Origin of the sequence: Streptomyces sp. So13.3, assembly GCF_005860785.2 — a bacterium.
Taxonomy (GTDB): domain Bacteria; phylum Actinomycetota; class Actinomycetes; order Streptomycetales; family Streptomycetaceae; genus Actinacidiphila; species Actinacidiphila fildesensis.
In genome coordinates this window covers 6,776,623-6,798,803 of the sequence record NZ_CP048835.1, presented here as the reverse complement: position 1 = coordinate 6,798,803, position 22,181 = coordinate 6,776,623, and the positions used below count along the sequence as shown (strand labels likewise).

Here is a 22,181-nt window from a genome sequence, read left to right as displayed (position 1 = left end):
AGTCGTCAGGTGCGGTCAGGCGCCGATGAGTTTGGAGAACTTCTGCTCGTACGCGGTCTCCTCGGCGGAGGACAGCAGGCGGAAGGAGTGCGTCTTGGCGGCCATCGCGGCGTCCGGGAGGATCAGCGTGTTCGCGGCCAGCGCCGGGTCGATCTTCGCGAGTTCGTCGCGTACCCCCGCCACCGGGCAGACGTAGTTGATGTAGGCCGCGAGCTGGGCGGCGACCGGCGGCTCGTAGTAGTAGTCGATGAGCCGCTCGGCGTTCTTCTTGTGCCGCGCCTTGTTGGGGATCACGAGGTTGTCGGTCGACGAGAGGTAGCCCGCGTCGGGGAAGACGTACTCGATGTCCGGGTTGTCGATCTTCAGCTGGACGAGGTCGCCGGCCCACGCGAGACACGCGGCCATGTCGCCCTTGGAGAGGTCCGCGGTGTAGTCGTTGCCGGTGAAGCGGCGGATCTGCTTGGAGTCGACGGCCTTCTGCACCCGGGCTATCGCCGCGTCGAAGTCGTCGTTGGTGAAGGAGGCGGGGTTCTTGCCCATGTCCATCAGCGTCATGCCGACGGTGTCCCGCATCTCGGTGAGCATCCCGACCCGGCCCTTGAGCGTGGGGTCGTCCAGCAGCTGCGAGACCGAGGTGACCTTACGGCCGTTGGTCGCCTTCTTGTTGTAGGCGATGACGGTGGCGATACCGGTCCACGGGTACGAATAGGCGCGGCCCGGGTCCCAGTCGGGGCTGCGGAACCGCTGCTCCAGGTTGGCGTACGCGTGCGGCAGGTTGGACGCGTCGAGCTTCTGCACCCAGCCGAGGCGGATCATGCGGCCGGCCAGCCAGTCGGTGAGCACCATCAGGTCGCGGCCGGTGTCCTGGCCGGCGGCGAGCTGCGGCTTGACCTTGCCGAAGAACTCGACGTTGTCGTTGATGTCCTCGGTGTACTTGACGTTGATACCGGTGCGCTTGCCGAAGGCGTCGAGTGTCGGACGGTGCTTCCCGTCGTCCGTGACGTCGATGTACTCCGTCCAGTTGGAGAAGTTGACCGTCTTCTCCGACCCGGAGTGGTCCTCGGTCGTGGCGGCGGCGTCCTTCTGGCCGCCCGCGGCGGGGATGCCGCAACCGGTGAGGCCGGTCAGCCCTGCCGTCGCCACGGCGCCGAGTCCGGCGGCGCGCAGCAGCGACCGGCGGGCGAGCGCACCACGCCCGTTGGTCATGGTGCGCCGTATCGCCGCGAGCTGGGGAGGCGAGAGTGTCTCGTACTGCTCCATGCGCTGTGCCCTTTCACGGGAGGCCGGCCGGGAACCGCCTGGGGTCCGGCCGGAGTCCGGGGTCCGACCGGGTTATCGGTCTCCGAAGATCGTGCGGTGCCAGTCCTTGCGGACGATCGCGGTGTTGTCGTACATCACATGCTTGACCTGCGTGTACTCCTCGAAGGAGTACGCGGACATGTCCTTGCCGAAGCCGGACGCCTTGTAGCCGCCGTGCGGCATCTCGCTGAGGATCGGGATGTGGTCGTTGATCCAGACACAGCCCGCCTTCATCTCGCGGGTGGCCCGGCTGGCGCGGAAGACGTCGCGGGTCCAGGCGGACGCGGCCAGGCCGTACGGGGTGTCGTTGGCGAGCGCCAGGCCCTCGTCGTCGCTGTCGAAGGGCAGCACGACGAGCACCGGGCCGAAGATCTCGGACTGGACGATCTCGCTGTCCTGCGCGGCGCCCGTGATGAGGGTGGGGCGGTAGAACGCGCCCGCCGCCAGCTTGTCGCCGGGGGCCTCGCCGCCGGTAACGACGGTGGCGTACGCGCGGGAGCGGTCGACGATCGCCGCGACGCGGTCCCGCTGGAGGTGCGAGATGAGCGGGCCGAGGTCGGTCGACGGGTCGAACGGGTCGCCGAGCCTGATGCCCGCGAAGAGGTCGGCCACCCCGGCGACGAACGCGTCGTACAGCGGCCGCTGGACGTAGGCGCGGGTCGCGGCGGTGCAGTCCTGGCCGGTGTTGATCAGAGAGCCGGCGACCGCGCCGTGCACGGCCGCTTCCAGGTCCGCGTCGTCGAAGACCACGAAGGGCGCCTTGCCGCCGAGTTCCAGGTGCAGCCGCTTGACGGTGCGGATGGCGATCTCGGCGACGCGCTTGCCGACGCCGGTGGAGCCGGTGAAGGAGGTCATGGCGACGTCGGGGTGGCCGACGAGGTGTTCGCCGGCCTCCTTGCCCGCGCCGCTGACGATGTTGACCACACCGTCCGGGATACCGGCCTCGGTGGCCGCGCGGGCGAACATCAGCGAGGTCAGCGGGGTCAGCTCGGCGGGCTTGAGCACGATGGTGTTGCCCGCGGCGATGGCCGGCAGGACCTTCCAGGCCGCCATCTGCAGCGGGTAGTTCCAGGGCGCGATCGAGCCGACGACGCCGACCGGCTCACGGCGCACGTAGGAGGTGTGGTCGGCCGAGTACTCACCGGCGGCCTTGCCCTCCAGATGGCGGGCGGCCCCCGCGAAGAACGCGGTGTTGTCGACGGTGCCCGGTACGTCGAACCCGGCGCTCAGCCGCAGCGGCTTGCCGCACTGCAGCGACTCCACGAAGGCCAGGTCGTCGGCCTGCTCGGCCAGCACCTCGGAGAAGCGGTGCATCGCGGTGGAACGCTCAGCCGGGGTGGCACCGGACCAGCCGGGGAGGGCGGCCTTCGCGGCGGCGACGGCGGCGTCCACGTCCGCGGCCCCGGCGAGCTCGTAGGTGTACACCGCGTCACCGGTGGCCGGGTCGACCACGGAGTGCTGGTGGCCTGAGGTGCCCGGCCGCGAGGCTCCGGCGATGTACTGGGCCCCGTCCGCGAACCGGTTCTTCACGTCGAAACGGTGGTCCATGGTGTCTCCTCGCATCCGCTTGGCGCCGTGGCCGAAGACTGGATTGATGGCTGATCCTGGCAGAGTAGCCTTGGGCCAACAAGGGATTCCGTTGTTGCCTTTTGGTTACGCGACGAAATCTGTCTTCCGTGATCTGCCACACAGTGGCTTTCCCCGGCGTCCCGAGGCACGATGCCGGAGCGCTGCGCGCGGCGTAACCGTCACACCGCAACCGGTGGCGCGGAGAGCTTTACACTCTGCCCCCGGCAGTGGCGTCAGGCCACGCCGGACGCCGTCCCGACCGGAGGTCACACCGTGTTTCCCACCGTCGCCCAGGTCCTGGAACTCGACGCGCTGCGCCGCGGCGCGCCGCGGGTCGTCGCGGGCACCGCCGGGCTGCACCGGCCGGTGCGCTGGGTGCACATCAGCGAGCTGGCCGACATCGCGGGGATGCTGCAGGGCGGCGAGCTGGTGCTGACGACCGGCGTGATGCTCCCGGAGGACAAGGAGTCGCTGGCCCAGTACATCGACGCCCTCGCGGACGTCGGCGCGGCCGGGCTGGTGGTGGAGTTGGGCCGGCGGTACGCCGATGTGCTGCCGCGGCCGCTGGTCAGGGCCGCCGAGCGGCGCGGCCTCCCGCTGGTGGCGCTGCGCACCGAGGTGCGGTTCGTGAGCGTCACCCAGGCGGTGCACGCCCATGTGGTGGACGCGCAGCTGACCGAGTTGCGCGCCTCGGAGGCCGTGCACCAGACCTTCAACGAACTGTCCGTCGAGGGCGCGGAGGCCGACGAGGTCGTCCGGGAGGTGGCCCGGATGGCGGGCGCGCCGGTCGTGCTGGAGAACCTCTCGCACCAGGTGCTGGCCTTCGACCCGGCCGGCCACGACCCGGAGGCGCTGCTGGACGGCTGGGAACGGCGCTCGCGCGGGGTGGCCCCGGCCGGCAGGACCGGGTACGACCGGCGGGCCGGCTGGCTCGTCACCTCGGTCGGCGCGCGCGGCCGCGACTGGGGCCGGCTCGTGCTGGTGGGCGAGCCCGGTCCGCCGCCGCGCACCTCGGGCGAGGGCCGCCCGGTCACGACGACCGGTCCGCACCGGCACGCGGTCCTCCTCGAACGGGGCGCCGCCACCCTGGCCCTCAACCGGCTGCTGGAGCGCGACCGCGAATCGCTGGAACGCCAGACCCACCGCACCCTGCTCTCCGGGATCCTCACCCACGCGCTGACCGTCTCCGACGTGGCGCTGCGCGCTCGGGCGCTGGGCGTGCCGCTCGAAGGGCGCCGGCTGGTCGGCGTCATGCTGCGGCTGCGCGGCGGGCCGGCGTCGGCGGCGCTGGAGGCGCAGTCCCGGCTGCGGGACTTCACCGAGAACGTGGCGCTCGCGGTGCGCGAGCGCGGGCTGACCGCACTGACCGGGGCGCTCGACGACGGCGCGGTCGGCGTCCTGGTGTCGCTGGGCCCGCACGACGAGGAGCACCGGTCGCTGGAAGGCTTCGCCGCCGCGCTCGACCGGATCGTCGACCCGGCGTCCGAGGCGCCCGCGTTCGTGATGGCGGCCGGCTCCTCGGTGGGCTCGCTGCGCGACGCGCGGCGCACCCTGCTGGAAGCGGCGCAGGTCGCCGACGCGGCGCTGCACGGTTCACCGGGGGGTGCGGAGCGGCGCAGGGCCGGGACGTACTACCGGCTGCCCGACGTGCGGCTGCGCGGACTGCTGCACCTGCTGCGCGACGACGCACGGCTGCAGACCTACGTCGAGCGCGAGCTGGGCCCGCTGCTCGCCCATGACGCGGAACACGGCTCCGACCTGGTCCGCATCCTCTCCGTCTATCTGGACAACGGCCGCAACAAGTCGGCGGCGGCCGATGCCGCACACCTGTCCCGCCCCTCGTTCTACGACCGGCTGCACCGGGTGGAACGGATCCTGGGCGTCGACCTCGACCAGGTGGAGTCGTGCCTGTCACTGCACGTCGCGCTGCTGGCCCTGGAGGCCGTACGCCGCTGACCGCGGGCCATGCCAGGACCTACGAGGCCGGAACGGGAACGGGCACGTCCCAGTACGCGTAGTCGTAGGAGTCGCCCGGGGACACGTCGACCTCGACGGAATCGGTGGAGGGGTCGGGGACGACGACGATGAAGTCCAGCGACCGCTCGGCGCCCGGGGCGAGCTGGCCGCTGAAGCCGTCCTGTCCCGAGATGTCCTTGAGCGGGTTGTCCCCCGCCTGGTCCGCGTACGCGGACACGTCCGCGTAGTCCAGGTTCTGCGTGTCGCCGCCGGTGTTCTTCAGCGTGACGGTGAACTTCAGCGCGCTGTCACCGCCCTCGGCACCCGCGGCACCCTCGGCGCTCTCGGCGGTCTGCGCCGGGCCGGGGTCCTGCACATCGGCGACCGTGACCTGCAGCCCGCCGTCGTACTCGGCGGTCTCGCCGACGGACAGCGGTGATCCGTAGCTGCCCTGGTCGGGCTTGCGCATCCCGTCGCCCTCGTCCAGCCAGCCGTTCCCTATCGACACGCCTATGGTGATCAGCATTCCGGCGGAGAGCACGGTCGCGACGATGCCGAGGATCAGCCCGGCCAGGGCCTGCCCGGGATTGGTCGACTCGCCGCGCTTGGCGATCCGGCGTCCGACGATCCCGAAGATGATCGCGGCGATGCCCAGCGGAGCGCCGAGGACCGCGAAGAAGCACATGACCGACAGCACCGCGCCGACGATGCCCAGTACGAGCGCGGTGAGGCCGTAGCCGTTGCGCGGCGAGGGGGTCCAGCCGCCGTACGGGCCCATCGGGTACCCCGGGTAGCCGGGATAGCCCGGGTACTGCTCGTACGGCGGGTACTGACCCGGGTGGGGACCCTGTTGGTCGTACGGAGGGCCGGCGGCGTAATGGTCCGTTCCCGGTGCCAGCGGCGGCAGCGGCGGGCCGGTGTCCGCCGGGCTCGGCCCCGGTCCGGCCTGCGGCGGGACGTCCGCGGGCGGCGCCCAGGGGTTGCGGGGCGCGGGGCTGTCGGGCTGGTCGGACATTGCGGCCTTCCTCTGACTACGTCCGGCAATGCTATGGCCTGCGTACGGCGGGGGAAGGCCCTCGCACGACCCGGGGCGCCGTCTACGATGGCTCCACCGCTGACTTGCCTGGAGGATCCGCATGACCGACACCGCACCCGGACGCGTACCCGGCCTCGACACCTTCATCGCCGGGCTGCCCAAGGCCGAGCTGCATGTCCACCATGTCGGATCCGCCTCGCCGAGGATCGTCGCAGAACTGGCCGCCCGGCACCGGGACTCCCGGGTCCCCAGCGATCCCGCCGCGCTGGCCGAGTACTTCACCTTCCGTGACTTCGCGCACTTCATCGACGTGTACCTGTCCGTCGTCGACCTGATCCGCGACGCCGAGGACGTGCGGCTGCTGACCTTCGAGGTCGCCCGCGACATGGCCCGGCAGAACATCCGCTACGCCGAGCTGACCGTCACGCCGTATTCCTCGACCAACCGCGGCATCCCGGACCGCGCCTTCGTCGAGGCGATCGAGGACGCCCGCAAGGCCGCCGAGTCCGAGCTCGGGGTCGTGCTGCGCTGGTGCTTCGACATTCCCGGCGAGGCGGGGCTCGCCTCCGCCGAGGAGACCGCGCGGATCGCGACCGAGCTGCGGCCGGAGGGGCTGGTCAGCTTCGGGCTCGGCGGCCCCGAGATCGGTGTGCCGCGCCCGCAGTTCAAGCCGTACTTCGACCGGGCGCGCGCGATCGGCCTGCACAGCGTGCCGCACGCCGGCGAGACCACCGGTCCGGAGACCGTCTGGGACGCGATCAACCTGCTCGGCGCCGAGCGGATCGGGCACGGCACCAGCTCGGTCCAGGACCCGCGGCTGCTGGAGCACCTGGCCGAGCACCGCATCGCGCTGGAGGTCTGCCCGACCTCCAACATCGCCACCCGCGCGGTCCGCACGCTCGAGGAGCACCCACTGCGGCAGATGGTCGAGGCCGGTGTGCTCGTCACCATCAACAGCGACGACCCGCCCATGTTCAGCACCGATCTGAACAACGAGTACGCGATCGCCGCCCGCCTGCTGGACCTGGACGCGGCCGGCGTCGCCGGGTTGGCGAAGAACGCCGTCGAGGCGTCGTTCCTCGACGCGCCGGGCAAGACGCGGCTCACCGCCGAGATCGACGCGTACACGGCGGCGTGGCGCTAGGTCATGTCCGACACATGGCGGCGTCCGCCCGGAGGGCGGGGCCCGGGGCGTCCGGTGCGTGCGATCGCAAGGCGGAGGGTCATCCTCGTACCGGGCGTACGTGGATGAGCCGACAACTGGGGGCACCTCCCAGCGGTAGCTGGGGGAGCGCGCGCGTGCCAGGCGCTCCGGGCCAGGCGGGATGGGTCGGACAGGGCCTAGCCGTCGCCCATCGCGGCGACCCGTTCCACCACCGCGAGAACACCCTGCCGTCGCTGCGCTCCGCCCTGCGGGCGGGCGCCGACGCGGTGGAGATCGACGTGCGCCTCACCCGCGACGGCGTCCCCGTGCTCCTGCACGACCCGACGCTGAAGCGGCTGTGGGGGCACCGGGACGCCGTCGCCGAACTCACCGCCGAGGAGGTGCGGCGGCGCACGGCCGGCGGCGTGCCGACGCTGCACGACGCGCTGACCGCCGTCACCGGGCACGGGACCGGCCGGGCGCTGCTCGACCTGACCGCCGCGGACCAGGCCGGGCCCTCGGTGGCCGCCGTACGGGACGCGGGAGCGGAGTCCCGCGCGTACTACTGCGGCGAGGCCGGCGCCATGCTCGCCGTGCGGCGGCACGACCCGGCCGCCGAGATCGCCCTGACCTGGAAGACCTCGGCGCTGCCCGGGCAGGCACTGCTCGACGCCGTCCGGCCGCGGTGGATCAATCTGCGGTTCGGGCTGATCGATCCGCCGCTGGTCCGCTGGGCGCACGAGCGGGAGCTGCTCGTGGCGGCCTGGACCGCCGACCTGCGCCGCACCATGGCGCGGCTGCTCGGCCTCGGCGTCGACTCGGTCACCACCAACCGCCTGGACGTCCTGCGCGGACTCCTCGACGGCCCGCCCGGATCACCGGCCCTGATCACAGGCCGACGATCAGGTTCCACCGGTTCTCGAACTCCGGGCGCTCCTCCGGCGTGATGTCGCGGGCCACCACGAGCCGCTTGCGCATCTCGTCGTCCGGGAAGATCAGCGGGTCCTCGGCGAGGGCTGCGGTGTCCTCGTCCTTGGACGAGGCGAGCACATCGCGTGCGGCCGGCACCGGGCAGACGTAGTTGACGTAGGCGGCGAGTTCGGCCGCGACCTCGGGGTCGTAGTAATAGTCGACGAGCGCCTCGGCGTTGCTCTTGTGCTCGGCCAGGTTCGGGATCATCAGGCTCTCGGCCCACAGTTCCGCGCCCTCCTGGGGCACCACGAACTCGATGTCCGGGTTGTCGGACTGCAGTTGGACGACATCGCCCGAGTACGCCTGGCAGGCCAGCACATCGCCGGACGACAGGTCCTTGGTGTAGTCGTTGCCGGTGAAGCGCCGGATCTGCTTGCTGCGCACCAGAGAAGCCACCTGGTCCGTCATCCGGTGGAAGTCGTCCGCCGTCCACTTGGCGACGTCGACGCCCTGTCCCTGCATGAGCAGCGCGAACGCCTCGTCCATCCCGGACAGCAGCGTCACCTTCCCCTTGAGGTCCGGGGCCCACAGGTCCGACACGTGCTTGATCTCGCGGCCGAGCGCCTTCTTGTTGTAGGCGATGCCGGTGATCCCGGACTGCCACGGCACGGCGGACCGGCGGCCCCGGTCGAAGGCGGGGTTCCGCAGCAACGGGTCGAGGTACTTGGTGACGTTGGGCTGCCGGGAGCGGTCCATCTGCTGCACCCAGCCCAGGCGTACGTACCGCGCGGCCATCCAGTCGCTGACGACGATCAGGTCGCGGCCGATGTCCTGGTGGTTCATGAGGGCCGGGCTGATCTTCCCGAAGAACTCGTCGTTGTCGTTGATCTCCTCGGTGTACTGGACCTTGATCCCGCTGCGCGCGGTGAAGGCGTCGAGGGTCGGACGCTTCTGCGCGTTCTTCTCGTCGACGTCGATGTAGAGCGGCCAGTTCGCGAAGTTCAGCTTCTTGTCCTGCGCCGAACGGTCGCGGGCCGCCCGGTCCGCCGCGTCTATGTGCGCCGGCGGTACACCGCATGCCGAGGCGGCTGCCAGCAGCCCTGCCAGCCCGAATCCACGCAGCACCGAACGACGGGAGAGATCACTCATGCGGCACACCCTCCCTTCCGCCGGATGCCCGGGGCAACGAGCGATCCGTCAGCCGTACCCCCCAACTGCCTGACACTGTGTCTCGCGGCCGGGACGTGCGACGGCCCCGGACGCGGCGTGCGCGTCCGGGGCCGGGGTGCCGCTGGGGCAGGGGCGGGTCAGCCGTCCAGGGACGTCATGACGTGCTTGATGCGGGTGTAGTCCTCGAAGCCGTAGGCGGAGAGGTCCTTGCCGTAGCCGGACTTCTTGAAGCCGCCGTGCGGCATCTCGGCGACCAGCGGGATGTGGGTGTTGATCCACACACAGCCGAAGTCGAGACGCTTGGACATCCGCATCGCGCGGCCGTGGTCCTTGGTCCACACCGAGGAGGCGAGGGCGAACTCGACGCCGTTGGCGTACTCGACGGCCTGCTCCTCGTCGGTGAAGGGCTGGATGGTGATGACCGGTCCGAAGACCTCGTTCTGGATGATCTCGTCGTCCTGCTTGAGGCCGGAGACGACGGTCGGGGCGTAGAAGTAGCCCTTGTCGCCGACCCGGTGGCCGCCCGCCTCGACCTTGGCGTGTGCCGGCAGCCGCTCGATGAAGCCGCTGACCTGGGCGAGCTGGTTGGCGTTGTTCAGCGGGCCGTAGAGCACGTCCTCGTCGTCCGCGGCGCCGGTCTTGGTGTCGGCGGCGGCCTTGGCGAGCGCGGTGGTGAACTCGTCGTGGATCGACTCGTGGACGAGCACGCGGGTGGCGGCCGTACAGTCCTGGCCGGCGTTGAAGAAGCCCGCGACCGAGATGTCCTCGACCGCCTTGGCGATGTCGGCGTCGCCGAAGACCACCACGGGCGCCTTGCCGCCGAGCTCCAGGTGGACGCGCTTGACGTCCTTGGCGGCGCTCTCGGCGACCTGCATGCCGGCCCGGACGGAACCGGTGATGGAGGCCATCGCCGGGACCTTGTGCTCGACCATGGCGCGGCCGGTCTCGCGGTCGCCGCAGACGACGTTGAACACGCCCTTGGGCAGCACCTCGCCGAGGATCTCGGCGAGCAGCACCGTCGAGGCAGGGGTGGTGTCCGACGGCTTGAGGACGACGGTGTTGCCCGCGGCGATCGCCGGGGCGAACTTCCAGACGGCCATCATCATCGGGTAGTTCCACGGCGCGACCTGCGCGCAGACGCCGACCGGCTCGCGGCGGACGATGGAGGTCATGCCCTCCATGTACTCGCCGGCGGAGCGGCCCTCGAGCAGTCGGGCCGCACCCGCGAAGAAGCGGATCTGGTCGACCATCGGCGGCAGTTCCTCGCTGGCGGTGAGGCCGAGCGGCTTGCCGGTGTTCTCACTCTCCACCGCGACCAGCTCGTCCGCCCGTGCCTCGATCGCGTCGGCGACCTTCAGCAGGGCCCGCTGGCGTACCGAGGGAGTGGCGTCGCGCCAGGCCGGGAACGCCGCCTCGGCGGCGGCCATGGCGGCGTCGACGTCGGCGGCGGCGGACAGCGGCGCGGTGGCGTAGACCTCACCGGTGGCAGGGTTCACCACATCCGTGGTCCGCCCGTCGGCGGCGTCGCGGAACTCTCCATTGATGTAGTTGCGCAGACGCTTGAGCTCGCTCACTGCACCTCTCCTGTCCTGTGTCCGATGGGTGAGACGCTTCCAGAGTAATCGAGCCTAGTCGCATCACTGCCGTGTTCGACATACCCAGATCCCCAGAACGATGGAATCAGTGAGATTCGAGCACCAGAACCACGAATTTCATCGTTCAGGGGTTGCGGGACCGTCGACCTCTCCTGCACAGTGGGACTCGTGGCCACTCGTAGTACGGATCCGAAGAGCACCACCGGCTCCGGAGTGCTCGACTCCGTCTCCAAGGCGATCATCGAGCAGCTCCAGGAGGACGGGCGCAGGCCCTACGCCGCGATCGGCAAGGCCGTAGGCCTCTCCGAGGCGGCCGTACGGCAGCGCGTCCAGAAACTGCAGGACCAGGGGGTCATGCAGATCGTCGCCGTGACCGACCCGCTCACCGTCGGATTCCGGCGGCAGGCGATGGTCGGCATCAACGTCGAGGGCGACATAGAACCGGTCGCCGACGCCCTCGCCGAGATGGGCGAGGTCGAGTACGTCGTCATCACGGCGGGTTCCTTCGATCTGCTGATCGAGATCGTCTGCGAGGACGACGACCACCTGCTGGAAATGATCAACAAGCGGATCCGCGCCCTGCCCGGCGTGCGGACCACCGAGAGTTTCGTTTACCTGAAGCTCCGGAAGCAGACCTACACCTGGGGAACCAGATAGCCATGAACGCGGACCTCTCGAAGACCGCGTACGACCACCTGTGGATGCACTTCACCCGCATGTCGTCGTACGAGAACGCCCCTGTGCCGACCATCGTGCGCGGCGAGGGCACGTACATCTACGACGACAAGGGCAAGAAGTACCTCGACGGCCTCTCCGGGCTGTTCGTGGTCAACGCCGGTCACGGCCGCCACGAGCTCGCCGAGACCGCGTACAAGCAGGCCCAGGAACTGGCCTTCTTCCCCATCTGGTCGTACGCCCACCCCAAGGCCGTGGAACTGGCCGAGCGGCTGGCGAACTACGCCCCCGGCGACCTGAACAAGGTCTTCTTCACCACCGGTGGCGGTGAGGCGGTCGAGACCGCCTGGAAGCTCGCCAAGCAGTACTTCAAGCTCACGGGTGAGCCGACCAAGTACAAGGTCATCTCCCGCGCGGTCGCCTACCACGGCACCCCGCAGGGCGCCCTGTCGATCACCGGCCTGCCGGCCCTCAAGGCTCCCTTCGAGCCGCTGGTCCCCGGTGCGCACAAGGTGGTCAACACCAACATCTACCGCTCCCCGATCTTCGGCGACGACCCGGAGGCCTACGGCCGGTACTGCGCCGACCAGATCGAGCAGGAGATCCTGTTCGAGGGCCCGGAGACCGTCGCCTGTGTCTTCCTGGAGCCGGTGCAGAACGCCGGCGGCTGCTTCCCGCCGCCGCCCGGGTACTTCCAGCGGGTCCGCGAGATCTGCGACAAGTACAACGTGCTGCTCGTCTCCGACGAGGTCATCTGCGCCTTCGGCCGCCTCGGCACCATGTTCGCGTGCGACAAGTTCGACTACATCCCGGACATGATCACCTGCGCCAAGGGCATGACCTCGGGCTACTCCCCGATCGGCGCCTGCATCATCTCCGACAAGCTGGCCGAGCCGTTCTACAAGGGTGACAACACCTTCCTGCACGGCTACACGTTCGGCGGGCACCCGGTCTCCGCGGCGGTCGGCATCGCGAACCTCGACATCTTCGAGCGCGAGGGCCTCAACCAGCACGTGCTCGACAACGAGGACGCGTTCTTCAACACGCTGAAGAAGCTGCACGACCTGCCGATCGTCGGCGACGTCCGCGGCAACGGCTTCTTCTACGGCATCGAGCTCGTCAAGGACAAGGTCACCAAGGAGTCCTTCACGGACGAGGAGACCGAGCGCGTCCTGTACGGCTTCCTGTCGAAGGCGCTCTTCGAGAACGGTCTGTACTGCCGGGCCGACGACCGGGGCGACCCGGTCGTCCAGCTCGCTCCGCCGCTGATCTCCACCCAGGAGACCTTCGACGAGATCGAGGGCATCCTCCGCGCCGTCCTCACCGAGGCGTGGACCAAGCTCTGACCGCTTCGCGGTGATCCACCCCGGCGCGCCGGGCGGCCCCTACGGGGGTCCGCCCGGCGCGCCGCCGCGTTTCCGGGGTCAGCTCCTGGGACGAGACGTCATATGCGGCCGTTCGGGCGACCCCGGCGCCGTGGCTCACCCGATCGGGTCCGGGAAATCCTTAGCCTGCCAACGCAGTGACCGGTCTCCCCCGCATTCGTTGACCGAGCCAGGGGGAACGACTCGCGGAGGTAATCGGCAATGGTGGCCCCGCCCGACAACGATGTGCTCTGGGCCCGCGCCCTGCGCCACTCCTTCCAGGGCTCTCCCGCGCTGCTCGGCGTCTCGCTGGGTGTGCGCGAGGGCGAGATCCTCGGCCTGCTGGGACCGCGCGGCTCCGGCAAGACGACCCTGCTGCGCTGCCTGGCCGGGCAGTTGCTGCCCGACCAGGGCGAGGTGTGGTTCAACAGCGCACCGGTGCACACCCTCCCGCTGGCCGCGCGCGAGCGGCTGCGCCGCGACCGCTTCGGCTGGATCGGCGGCACCCCGCAGCTGCTGCCGGAACTCACCGCCCGGGAGAACGCCGCCCTGCCGCTGCTGCTCTGCGGCATTCCGCACCGCACGGCCAAGACCACCGCACAGGAGTGGCTGGACCGCCTCGACGTCGGCTCGGTGGCCCGCAAACGGCCCGCAGAACTGCTCCAGGCGCAGCGCCAGCGGGTGGCCATCGCCCGCGCCCTGGTCACCCTCCCCGAAATCGTCTTCGCCGACGAGCCCACCGCGCCGCTGCACCGCGCGGACCGCGCCCAGGTCCTGCGGATGCTGACCAGCGCCGCGCGTTCGCACGGCATCACCGTGGTGCTCGCCACCATCGATCCCGAGGTCGCCGCCGTGGCCGACCGGGTCATCACCCTGGTCGACGGGCGGCCGGCGGCCGCCATGCCCGCCCAGGACCGGGAGGGTGCCGCGTCGTGCTCAGCCTCCGTGTAGCCCGCGGATCCGCCCCCACGGTCCTGCTCCGCCGGCTGCTGGTCGCCGCCACGTCCGCGGGTACCGGCTTTCTGCTGCTGGCCGCGCTCGGCTACGCCATGGGGCACCCCGGGAACCCGTCGGCGGCCGGCGCCCGGCTCGCCTGGTGCGTGGTCCCGTTCGCCGCCGCCCTGCAGCTCTCGGTGACCGTCTCCCGGTCCGAGCCCAGCGGACGGCTGCACTCCGGGCTCGCCGCGGCCGGTCTCGGCCGCGGCGGGGTGCCGCTGCTGGCCGCCGCGACCACCGCACTGTCGTGCGCGCTGGGCAGTGTCGTCGCCCTGCTGGTCTTCCTTGAGGTGCGCGGCGGAACGGCCCCCGACGCGTTCGGCTCGGACCGTCCGCTGCCCGTCGCGGGCGCGCTGACGCTGCTCGCCGCCGTACCGCTGCTCGCCGCGGCGGCCAGCGCCGCCAGCCTGTGGCCGCGCCGGGCCGCCCCCTCGGCTCCGGCGTCGGCCGACGCGGAGGACCCGGGCACCCTCTCCGCGGTGACCGCCCCCGCCGGCCTGCCGTGGGGCGCCGCGCTCACCGCCATCGGTCTCGCCATCGAGGTGACCGCCGACAACCTGAGCCGCTCGACCGCGACGGACCTGCTGCCGCTGCCCGGCGGCCTCGGCAGCGCCGCCCCCACCGTGCTGGCCGGCTGGGCGCTGACCGCGGCCGGCATGGTCCTGGCCGGTCCCGGCCTCGTCCACGCCTGCGGACGTCTGCTGGCCCTCCACCGCCCTGGCGCCCTGCGGCTGCTCGCGGGCCGCACCCTCCAGGAGGAGTCGCCCCGGATCGGCCGCCCGGTCGGCGTACTGTGCGCCGTCACGGCCGGGGCGCTGGCCGCCCTGGAGCTCTACGGCACCGGCGACCGCGAACTCGGCCCGCTCACCGGCCTCGCCGCCGCCCTGATCACGATCTGCGCGCTCGGGACCGTGCTCACCGCCGCGCTCGAAGCCCGCCGCACCCGCGAGCACTCCACCGCCGCCCTCGTCCAGCTCGGCGTCCCCGCGAGCCTGCTGCGCGCCGCCGCCGGACTGCGCTGTGCGGTGGTGCTGGTGGTCGTCATCCCGCTGACCGTCCTCATCGCGCAACTCGCGGCGTCCCCGCTGGCGGTCTAGACCGTGTCGCGCGTTCGGTGCCTGCCGCTAGGGTGCAGCGGTGCTGACCGACTCCACGCCGCAGAGCGGCGCCCCTGACCACGAGATCGAATCGCCCGCGGAGTTCGACCGGGTGGCCGCCACCGGTTCGCTCGCCGGATACCGGCTGCAGGCCGTCGATCTGACGGACCGTACGGCCGCGCTGCTGGCCCTGGACCCGGTGGGGGCGGTGTTCCTGGGCTGCCCCATGGAGCCCGCTGCGCTCGCACATGTCCGGGCGTGCGGGGCGATGGTGTTCCCGCCGGTCCCGTACCTTCCGTTCGATCCGTACCGGGGCACGCTGTACACCCCCGAAGCGCTCTACGAAGGGCTGCCCGCCGGGTACGAAACGACTCCGGACGCCCGCGCCTACGAGTGGTTCCAGCGGACCAGGGCCGGCGGCGACATACTCGCGTCGATGCTGCGCAGCATCCACGACGACGCCGTCTCGGACGCGCTCGACGAACTGCTCACCGGTGAACGGGTGGTCGGTGTCATGGGCGGCCACGCGATGGCGCGCGGCAAGGACGCGTACGCGGGCGCCGCCCTCCTCGGCCGGACGCTCGCCCGCTCGGGACTGACCGTCGCCACCGGGGGCGGCCCGGGCGCCATGGAGGCGGCGAACCTGGGTGCCTACACGGCCCCGTTCGGGGACGAGGTGCTCGGCGAGGCGCTGCGGATCGTGGCGAAGGCGCCGTTGTTCACCCCGTCGATCGGCGACTGGGCGTCGGCCGCGTTCGCCGTCCGGGAGCGCTGGCCGGACGGCGGCGCGTCCGTCGGCATCCCCACCTGGTTCTACGGGCACGAGCCGCCGAACGCGTTCGCCTCGCACATCGCCAAGTACTTCGCCAACGCGGTCCGCGAGGACGGTCTGCTGGCGCGTTGCACCGCCGGCGTGATCTTCCTGCCGGGCGCGGCCGGCACCGTCCAGGAGATCTTCGACAACGCTACGCCGAACTACTACGAGTCCCGGGGCGTCCCGACCCCGATGGTGCTGGTGAACCGCGAGCACTGGACCCGTGACCTGCCCACCTGGCCACTGCTCGAAGCACTGGCGAAGGACCGCCCGATGGCTGCCCGTATCGCCCTGGTCGACTCCGTCGACGAGGCGCCGGAGGCGCTGGCCCGGCTCACCGCGTCAGTTACCGGTCGATGAGCCCGGCTGGACGCTGAGGACCACGACGTCCTGAGCGGTGAAGGTGACACCCACCTCGGTACCGGCCTCCGGGGCGTCCCGCAGCGAGCAGGCCGCCTCCAGCGGCGGCCCGTCCGCCGGGCGCAGCAGCAGGGTGACCAGGTCGCCGCGGAACGTCCTGGCCGTCACCGTGCAGGGCAGCCCGTCGCGGACGCCGGTCAGCCGCACCCCGGCGGGGCGGACCAGCAGCCGGCACGGCCCCTGGGGCGCGCCGGGCTGCACCGGCACCTTGCCCCAGGGGGTGTCGGCCGCCTCGCCGTGCACGGTCGCCTCGACGACGTTGTCGAAGCCGAGGAAGCGGGCGACGAACTCGGAGGCGGGCCGCTGCCACACCTCCAGCGGGGTGCCGGTCTGCGCGATCAGACCGTCGCGCATGACCACGACCCGGTCGGCGAGCGCGAACGCCTCGCCCTGGTCGTGGGTGACGGCCAGCACCGTCGTGCCGAGCCGGCCGAACAGCTGGCGCAGTTCGACGACGAGCCGCTCGCGCAGCCCGCGGTCGAGCTGGCCGAGCGGCTCGTCCAGCATCAGCAGCTTCGGCTCGGGGGCCAGCGCGCGCGCCAGCGCGACGCGCTGCTGCTCCCCGCCGGACAGCGCGGCGATGGCCCGCCGCTGCGCACCCGGCAGGCCCACCATGTCGAGCAGTCCGGCGACCGTGCGGTCCACCTCGTCGCGCCGGGTCCCCCGCATCCGCAGTCCGAAGGCGACGTTGCCGCCGACGTCCCGCTGCGGGAACAGCTGGTGGTCCTGGAACATCAGGCCGAGACCGCGCCGGTGGGTGGGAACGCCCGCCTGGTCACGGCCGTCCAGCAGCACCCGGCCGGCGTCCACCGCCTGCAGCCCGGCCACCGCCCGCAGCAGGGTGGACTTGCCGCTGCCGCTGGGGCCCAGGACGCACACCGTCTCGTGCGCGACGACCTCCAGGTCCACGGCGTCGAGCGCCGCGCGCTCCCCGAAGCGGACCGTCACACCGTCGAGCCGCAGCAGCGGAGTGGAGGACTGCGTCATCTAGAACTCTCCTGAACGGTCGGTGCGCAGCCGCTCCAGTGCCAGCAGCGCGCCCGCGCACACCAGCATCAGAACGGTGCTCAGGGCCATCGCCTGCCCGTAGTTGAGCTCCCCGGCACGCCCGAGGAGCCGGGCCACCGCCACCGGCAGGGTCGGGTTGTCGGGCCGCGCGATGAAGACGGTCGCGCCGAACTCGCCGAGCGAGACGGCGAACGCGAAGCCCGCCGCGATCAGCAGCGCGCGCCGCACCAGCGGCAGGTCCACCTCGCGCCAGGCGCGCCACGGCGAGGCGCCCAGCACCGCTGCCGCCTCCCGCAGCCGTTCGTCGACCGCGCGCAGCACGGGCAGCATCGTGCGGACCACGAACGGCACACCGACCAGCGCCTGCGCCAGCGGCACCAGCAGCCACGTCGACCGCAGATCCAGCGGGGGCTCGTCGAGGGTGATGAGGAAGCCGAAGCCGACGGTCACCGCCGAGGTGCCCAGCGGCAGCATCAGCAGCGCGTCGAAGCCCCGCACCAGCCTGCCCGCGCGCCGGGTCAGCGCGGCGGCGGCGAGGCCGCCCACCAGCAGCGCGATGAGCGTGGCCACCGCCGCGTACTGCAGGGAGTTCCAGACCGCCTCGATGGGCGCGACGACGAAGGTGCCGCCGGTCTCCGGGACCGAGAGCAGCGCCCGGTAGAAGGTGAGGCCGTAGCCGTCGGGCCCGTCCAGCGAACGCGCCACCAGGACGCCGAGCGGCACCAGGATCAGCAGCACGATGACGGCCAGCACCGCCCACAGCAGCGCCCATTGGGCGGCGCCGCGCGGGCGCCGCGAGGTGTGCGCGGCGTCGACGAGCTTGAGCGTGCTCTCCCGGCGGCGCACCGTCCACGCGTGCAGCGCGAGGATCGTGGCGACCGCCGCGAACTGCACGAGGGTGAGGACGGCGGCCGTCGGCAGGTCGAGGAACTGCGCGGTCTGCTGGTAGATCTCCACTTCCAGCGTGGAGTACTTCGGCCCGCCGAGGATCTGGATCACGCCGAAGGACGTGAAGGTGAAGAGGAAGACCATCAGCGCGGCGGCGGCCACGGCCGGTCCCAGCGCCGGCAGCGTCACCCGGCGCCAGGCCTCGAAGCGGCCGGCGCCCAGGACCCGGGCGGCCTCCTCCTGGCGCGGGTCGAGCTGCGACCACAGACCGCCGACGGACCGGACGACGACGCCGAAGTTGAAGAAGACGTGAGCGAGCAGGATCGCCCACACGGTGGTGTCCAGCCGGACGCCCCACAGGTCGTCGAGCATGCCGCCGCGGCCCAGCAGCGCCAGGAACGCCGAGCCGACCACGACCGTGGGCAGCACGAACGGCACCGCCACCACCGCCCGCAGCAGCCGCTTGCCCGGGAACTCGAAGCGGGCGAAGACATACGCCGCCGGGAGTGCGACCAGCAGCGTCAGCCCGGTCGAGACGACCGCCTGCCAGGCGGTGAACCACAGCACCCGCAGGATCTCCGGGTCGGTCAGCACCTCGCCGATCCGGCCGAACCGCCACCGGCCGCCCTCGCGCAGCCCCCGGGTGACGATGGCGGCCACCGGGTAGGCGAAGAAGACCGCGAAGAACGCGGTGGGCACCGCCATCAGACCGAGCCGCACCGCGGCGGCCCGCGGGGCGCGCCGCGGGCTCCTCGCCGGAGTCCCGCGGCGCGGCTCCCCGGGAGCCGCTTCGGGAGTCCCTACTTCAGGACGAGCGAGGACCATGTCTTGACCCACTGGTCACGGTTCTTGGCGATCTCGTCGGGCGCCACGGTGGGCGGGGCGTCGATCTTCACGCCGTACTTGGTGAACTCGGCGGGCAGCGCCGCGTCCTGGCGGGCCGGGTTCACGAACATCTGCAGCGGCATGTCCTGCTGGAACGTCTTGCTCAGCAGGAAGTCCAGCAGCGCCTTGCCACCCGCGTCGTTCTTGCCGCCCTTGAGCAGCCCGGCGAACTCGATCTGCCGGAAGCATGTACCGGTCGCTACACCGGTCGGCCCCTGGGCCGGCTGCGGCGTGACGCCCAGCACCTCGGCGGGCGGGCTGGAGGCGTACGAGACGACGAGCGGCTTGTCGCCCTTGCCCTTGCCGCCGGCCGAGCCGGAGAAGCGGTCGTTGTACGCCTGCTCCCAGCCGTCGACGACCTCGACGCCGTTGGCCTTGAGCTTCTTCCAGTAGTCCTGCCACCCTCCCCCAGAGGCTCCGCCCTGGGAGGTGCCCCCATCGCCGTACTTCGCGATCGTGCCGAGTTGGAAGGCCAGGCCCGGCGAGGACGTCGCGGAGTTCTCCGTGACCAGCAGGTTCTTGTACTCCGGCTTGATCAGGTCGTCGAAGGTCGCCGGCACGGCCAGCTGGTGCGCGGCGAAGTACTTGCGGTCGTAGTTGACGCAGACGTCGCCGGAGTCGACCGGGGTGACCCGGTGCTTGTCCTTGTCGAGCTGCAGCGCCGCCGGGACCTGGTCCAGGCCCTTGGCCTCGTACGGCGTGAACAGGTCGTTGTCGAGAGCCCTCGACAGCAGCGTGTTGTCGACGCCGAAGAAGACATCGCCCTGCGGGTGCCCCTTCGACAGGATCGCCTGGTTCACGGCCGCGCCCGCGTCACCGCCGGCCAGCACCTTGACGGTGTAGCCGGTCTCCTTGGTGAACTCCTTCAGCACCGCGGGCGAGGCGGCGAAGGAGTCATGGCTGACGAGGGTGACGGTCTTCGACGGCGTCGCCGTCTTCGAGCCGTCGGCCTTGTCGCCGGAGCCGCCACAGGCGGCCAGCGCTGTCGCGCCGAGGGCGGTGGCCACGACCGCTGTCGCGGCGCGCCGAAGGTTGGTGTTCATGAGCGGTTGACTCCCTACGCCGGCATTACCCGGATCAGGTCCGAGGGTCTGCGGCCGCACCGGCTTCGCCGGTGGCCGCACTCTCAGCGCTGGTGCGCTCCCCTGTCGGAAATGTTCATTTGTACGAATCTACGAGCGCCACGATAGCAGCGCGCCCGCCGACACCCGGCAGGCGTCTCAGCCTTCGGAGGCCGCCAGCTGCCCGCACGCTCCGTCGATCTCGCTGCCGCGCGTGTCACGGACGGTCACCGGCACCCCGTGCGACTCCAGCATCCGCACGAACGCCCGCTCGTCCTCCGGCCGCGAAGCCGTCCACTTGGACCCCGGGGTGGGGTTGAGCGGGATGAGGTTCACATGCACGCGCTTGCCCTTGAGCAGCCGCCCGAGCAGGTCCGCCCGCCACGCCTGGTCGTTGATGTCCTTGATCAGCGCGTACTCGATGGAGATCCGGCGGCCGGACACCTCCGCGTAGTGCCACGCGGCGTCCAGCACCTCGCGCACCTTCCAGCGGGTGTTGACCGGCACCAGGGTGTCGCGCAGCTCGTCGTCCGGGGCGTGCAGCGACACCGCGAGCCGGCACTTGAAGCCCTCGTCGGCGAACCGCAGCATCGCCGGCACCAGCCCGACCGTCGACACGGTGATCCCGCGCTGCGACAGCCCCAGCCCGTCCGGCTCCGGGTCCGTCAGCCGGCGGATCGAGCCGATGACGCGGTTGTAGTTGGCCAGCGGCTCGCCCATGCCCATGAACACGATGTTGCTCAGCCGGGCCGGACCACCGGGGATCTCGCCGTCGCGCAGCGACTTCATCCCGGCCACGATCTGGTGCACGATCTCGGCCGTCGACAGGTTCCGGTCCAGCCCCGCCTGCCCGGTCGCACAGAACGGGCAGTTCATCCCGCAGCCCGCCTGCGAACTGATGCACATGGTCACCCGGTCCGGGTACCGCATCAGCACCGACTCGACGAGCGTCCCGTCGAACAGCCGCCACAGCGTCTTGCGCGTGGTGTCGTCGTCACAGCTGATGTGCCGCACGACCGACATCATCTCGGGCAGCAGCCCGTCCGCGAGCTTGTCGCGCGAGGCCGCCGGAATATCCGTCCAGGCGGCCCGGTCGTCGTCGTACCGCGCGAAGTAGTGCTGCGACAGCTGCTTGGCGCGGAACGGCTTCTCGCCCAGCTCGACAACCGCCTCCCGTCGCTCGGCAGGGGTCAGGTCGGCGAGGTGCCGCGGGGGCTTCTTGGCCCCACGCGGCACGGCAAAGGTGAGTTCTCCGGGTACAGGCATGGTCCTACCAGTGTCGCAGACGCGCGGAGGTCAGCCGGTCCCCACGAAGACGACCATGAGCAGCCAGACCACCGGGGCCGTGGGGAGGAGGGAGTCGAGGCGGTCCATGATGCCGCCGTGGCCGGGGAGGAGGGTGCCCATGTCCTTGATGCCGAGGTCGCGCTTGATCATGGATTCGCCGAGGTCGCCGAGGGTGGCGCTGACCGCTGCGACCAGGCCCAGGATCAGGCCCTGCCACCATTTGCCGTCGTCGATCAGGTACTGCATCGACAGGGCGCCGGCCGTCATGGCGAAGGCGATGGCGCCGAAGAGGCCGGCGCGGGTCTTGCCGGGGCTGATGCGCGGGGCGAGGAGGCGGCGGCCGAAGCGCCAGCCGACGGCGTAGGCGCCTGTGTCGCTGATCACGGTGAGCAGCAGGAAGACGAGGACCCGCCAGGGGCCGTCGTCCGCGGCGAGCATCATCGACACGAAGGTGGCGAGGAACGGCACGTAGAAGGCGGCGAAGATGCCGGCGGTGACATCCCGCAGGTAGTTCTCCGGCGGCTCGGTCATCCGCCAGACGAGGATGGCGAGCGAGGTGAGCGCCATGGCGACCCACGCGCCCTCGGCGCCGCGCGCGTAGCCCGCGACGACCATGGCGACCCCGCCGACCGCGAGCGGTACGAGCGGGATGCGGATGGACTTCTTCTCCGCGAGCCGGGAGGTGAGCTCCCACAGGCCGACGACGACGGCGAGCGCCACCACACCGACGAAGGCGGCCTTGACGATGAACAGCGACGCGACGATGACCGCGCCCATGCCGACGCCGACCCCTATCGCGGCCCGCAGGTTGCGACCTGCGGACTTCTTCACGGGCGGGACGGGTTCCGGTTCCGGTGACGGCTCAGGCGGCATACGACGAGTCTGCGCTGCGTCGAGCGCATCCTGCGCGAAACCCGCCGAGCCGTCGCCCGGTCCCCCCGCCGGCGTTTCCCAGTGGCCGGAGCGCGGCGTGGCACTCCAGGAGGAGTCGTTCACTGAGTTTCG

At 71.4% G+C, this 22,181-nt stretch carries 18 protein-coding genes and 1 riboswitch; of the genes, 8 read left to right on the top strand and 10 right to left on the bottom strand.

Annotated features, from left to right (window positions below; translation table 11 throughout):
* Positions 1 to 15: 15 nt before the first annotated feature.
* Together C8250_RS30500 and C8250_RS30495 are read right to left on the bottom strand one after the other, a co-directional pair.
* A complete protein-coding gene (locus C8250_RS30500; RefSeq protein WP_138356718.1) occupies positions 16 to 1,260 on the bottom strand; it encodes a spermidine/putrescine ABC transporter substrate-binding protein in 1,245 nt (414 codons plus the stop codon).
* Between the two features lie 72 nt (positions 1,261 to 1,332).
* On the bottom strand, positions 1,333 to 2,847 hold the full coding sequence (locus C8250_RS30495) for a gamma-aminobutyraldehyde dehydrogenase (RefSeq protein WP_138356719.1): 1,515 nt from the start codon (positions 2,845 to 2,847) through the stop codon (positions 1,333 to 1,335).
* A gap of 294 nt (positions 2,848 to 3,141) precedes the next feature.
* Here C8250_RS30495 and C8250_RS30490 point away from each other — a divergent pair, with 294 nt between their 5' ends.
* Entirely contained in the window at positions 3,142 to 4,824 is a 1,683-nt protein-coding gene (locus tag C8250_RS30490) for a PucR family transcriptional regulator (protein WP_138356720.1), read from the top strand.
* A 19-nt stretch (positions 4,825 to 4,843) separates the two neighbouring features.
* Here C8250_RS30490 and C8250_RS30485 read toward each other — a convergent pair whose 3' ends face one another.
* On the bottom strand, positions 4,844 to 5,839 hold the full coding sequence (locus C8250_RS30485) for a DUF4190 domain-containing protein (RefSeq protein WP_187145036.1): 996 nt from the start codon (positions 5,837 to 5,839) through the stop codon (positions 4,844 to 4,846).
* A gap of 121 nt (positions 5,840 to 5,960) precedes the next feature.
* Between C8250_RS30485 and C8250_RS30480 the strand changes: the two genes are divergently transcribed.
* Together C8250_RS30480 and C8250_RS30475 are read left to right on the top strand one after the other, a co-directional pair.
* A complete protein-coding gene (locus C8250_RS30480) occupies positions 5,961 to 7,004 on the top strand; it encodes an adenosine deaminase (protein WP_138356722.1) in 1,044 nt (347 codons plus the stop codon).
* Positions 7,005 to 7,159: 155 nt separating this feature from the next.
* Positions 7,160 to 7,951, top strand: coding sequence for a glycerophosphodiester phosphodiesterase (locus C8250_RS30475; RefSeq protein ID WP_244809455.1), 792 nt, complete (start codon positions 7,160 to 7,162; stop codon positions 7,949 to 7,951).
* Here C8250_RS30475 and C8250_RS30470 read toward each other — a convergent pair.
* Together C8250_RS30470 and C8250_RS30465 are read right to left on the bottom strand one after the other, a co-directional pair.
* The gene (locus C8250_RS30470) at positions 7,893 to 9,065 is read right to left on the bottom strand and encodes a spermidine/putrescine ABC transporter substrate-binding protein (protein WP_138356724.1); all 1,173 of its coding nucleotides are present in this window, start codon (positions 9,063 to 9,065) and stop codon (positions 7,893 to 7,895) included. The two genes, C8250_RS30475 and C8250_RS30470, sit on opposite strands and share 59 nt — an antisense overlap.
* A 158-nt stretch (positions 9,066 to 9,223) precedes the next feature.
* The gene (locus C8250_RS30465; RefSeq protein ID WP_138356725.1) at positions 9,224 to 10,660 is read right to left on the bottom strand and encodes a gamma-aminobutyraldehyde dehydrogenase; all 1,437 of its coding nucleotides are present in this window, start codon (positions 10,658 to 10,660) and stop codon (positions 9,224 to 9,226) included.
* Positions 10,661 to 10,849: 189 nt separating this feature from the next.
* On the opposite strand from C8250_RS30465, the gene C8250_RS30460 reads away from it, so the two are divergent.
* From C8250_RS30460 to C8250_RS30440, 5 genes are all read left to right on the top strand, one after another.
* Positions 10,850 to 11,338, top strand: a complete 489-nt coding sequence (locus tag C8250_RS30460; RefSeq protein ID WP_138356726.1) for an Lrp/AsnC family transcriptional regulator — start codon at positions 10,850 to 10,852, stop codon at positions 11,336 to 11,338.
* Between the two features lie 2 nt (positions 11,339 to 11,340).
* Positions 11,341 to 12,702 carry an aspartate aminotransferase family protein gene (locus tag C8250_RS30455; RefSeq protein ID WP_138356727.1) on the top strand — a complete coding sequence of 454 codons (1,362 nt, stop codon included), beginning with the start codon at positions 11,341 to 11,343 and terminating at the stop codon, positions 12,700 to 12,702.
* Positions 12,703 to 12,942: 240 nt separating this feature from the next.
* The gene (locus C8250_RS30450) at positions 12,943 to 13,671 is read left to right on the top strand and encodes an ATP-binding cassette domain-containing protein (RefSeq protein WP_138356728.1); all 729 of its coding nucleotides are present in this window, start codon (positions 12,943 to 12,945) and stop codon (positions 13,669 to 13,671) included.
* Complete coding sequence (locus C8250_RS30445) at positions 13,653 to 14,813, top strand: hypothetical protein (protein WP_138356729.1); 1,161 nt, start codon at positions 13,653 to 13,655, stop codon at positions 14,811 to 14,813. The genes C8250_RS30450 and C8250_RS30445 overlap by 19 nt, the downstream gene beginning before the upstream one ends.
* A gap of 40 nt (positions 14,814 to 14,853) precedes the next feature.
* Positions 14,854 to 15,987, top strand: coding sequence for an LOG family protein (locus C8250_RS30440; RefSeq protein ID WP_138356730.1), 1,134 nt, complete (start codon positions 14,854 to 14,856; stop codon positions 15,985 to 15,987).
* On the opposite strand, the gene C8250_RS30435 is transcribed toward C8250_RS30440, so the two are convergent.
* The 5 genes from C8250_RS30435 to C8250_RS30415 form a co-directional block, all read right to left on the bottom strand.
* A complete protein-coding gene (locus tag C8250_RS30435; RefSeq protein WP_138356731.1) occupies positions 15,970 to 17,034 on the bottom strand; it encodes an ABC transporter ATP-binding protein in 1,065 nt (354 codons plus the stop codon). The two genes, C8250_RS30440 and C8250_RS30435, sit on opposite strands and share 18 nt — an antisense overlap.
* Entirely contained in the window at positions 17,035 to 18,648 is a 1,614-nt protein-coding gene (locus C8250_RS30430; RefSeq protein WP_138356732.1) for an iron ABC transporter permease, read from the bottom strand.
* 95 nt (positions 18,649 to 18,743) lie between these two features.
* On the bottom strand, positions 18,744 to 19,871 hold the full coding sequence (locus tag C8250_RS30425; protein WP_138356733.1) for a thiamine ABC transporter substrate-binding protein: 1,128 nt from the start codon (positions 19,869 to 19,871) through the stop codon (positions 18,744 to 18,746).
* A riboswitch (TPP riboswitch) is annotated at positions 19,866 to 19,985 on the bottom strand. It overlaps the preceding gene by 6 nt.
* A gap of 63 nt (positions 19,986 to 20,048) precedes the next feature.
* The gene (gene rlmN, locus C8250_RS30420) at positions 20,049 to 21,155 is read right to left on the bottom strand and encodes a 23S rRNA (adenine(2503)-C(2))-methyltransferase RlmN (RefSeq protein WP_138356734.1); all 1,107 of its coding nucleotides are present in this window, start codon (positions 21,153 to 21,155) and stop codon (positions 20,049 to 20,051) included.
* Positions 21,156 to 21,185: 30 nt separating this feature from the next.
* Positions 21,186 to 22,172 carry a phosphatidate cytidylyltransferase gene (locus C8250_RS30415; RefSeq protein WP_138356735.1) on the bottom strand — a complete coding sequence of 329 codons (987 nt, stop codon included), beginning with the start codon at positions 22,170 to 22,172 and terminating at the stop codon, positions 21,186 to 21,188.
* Positions 22,173 to 22,181: the final 9 nt, after the last annotated feature.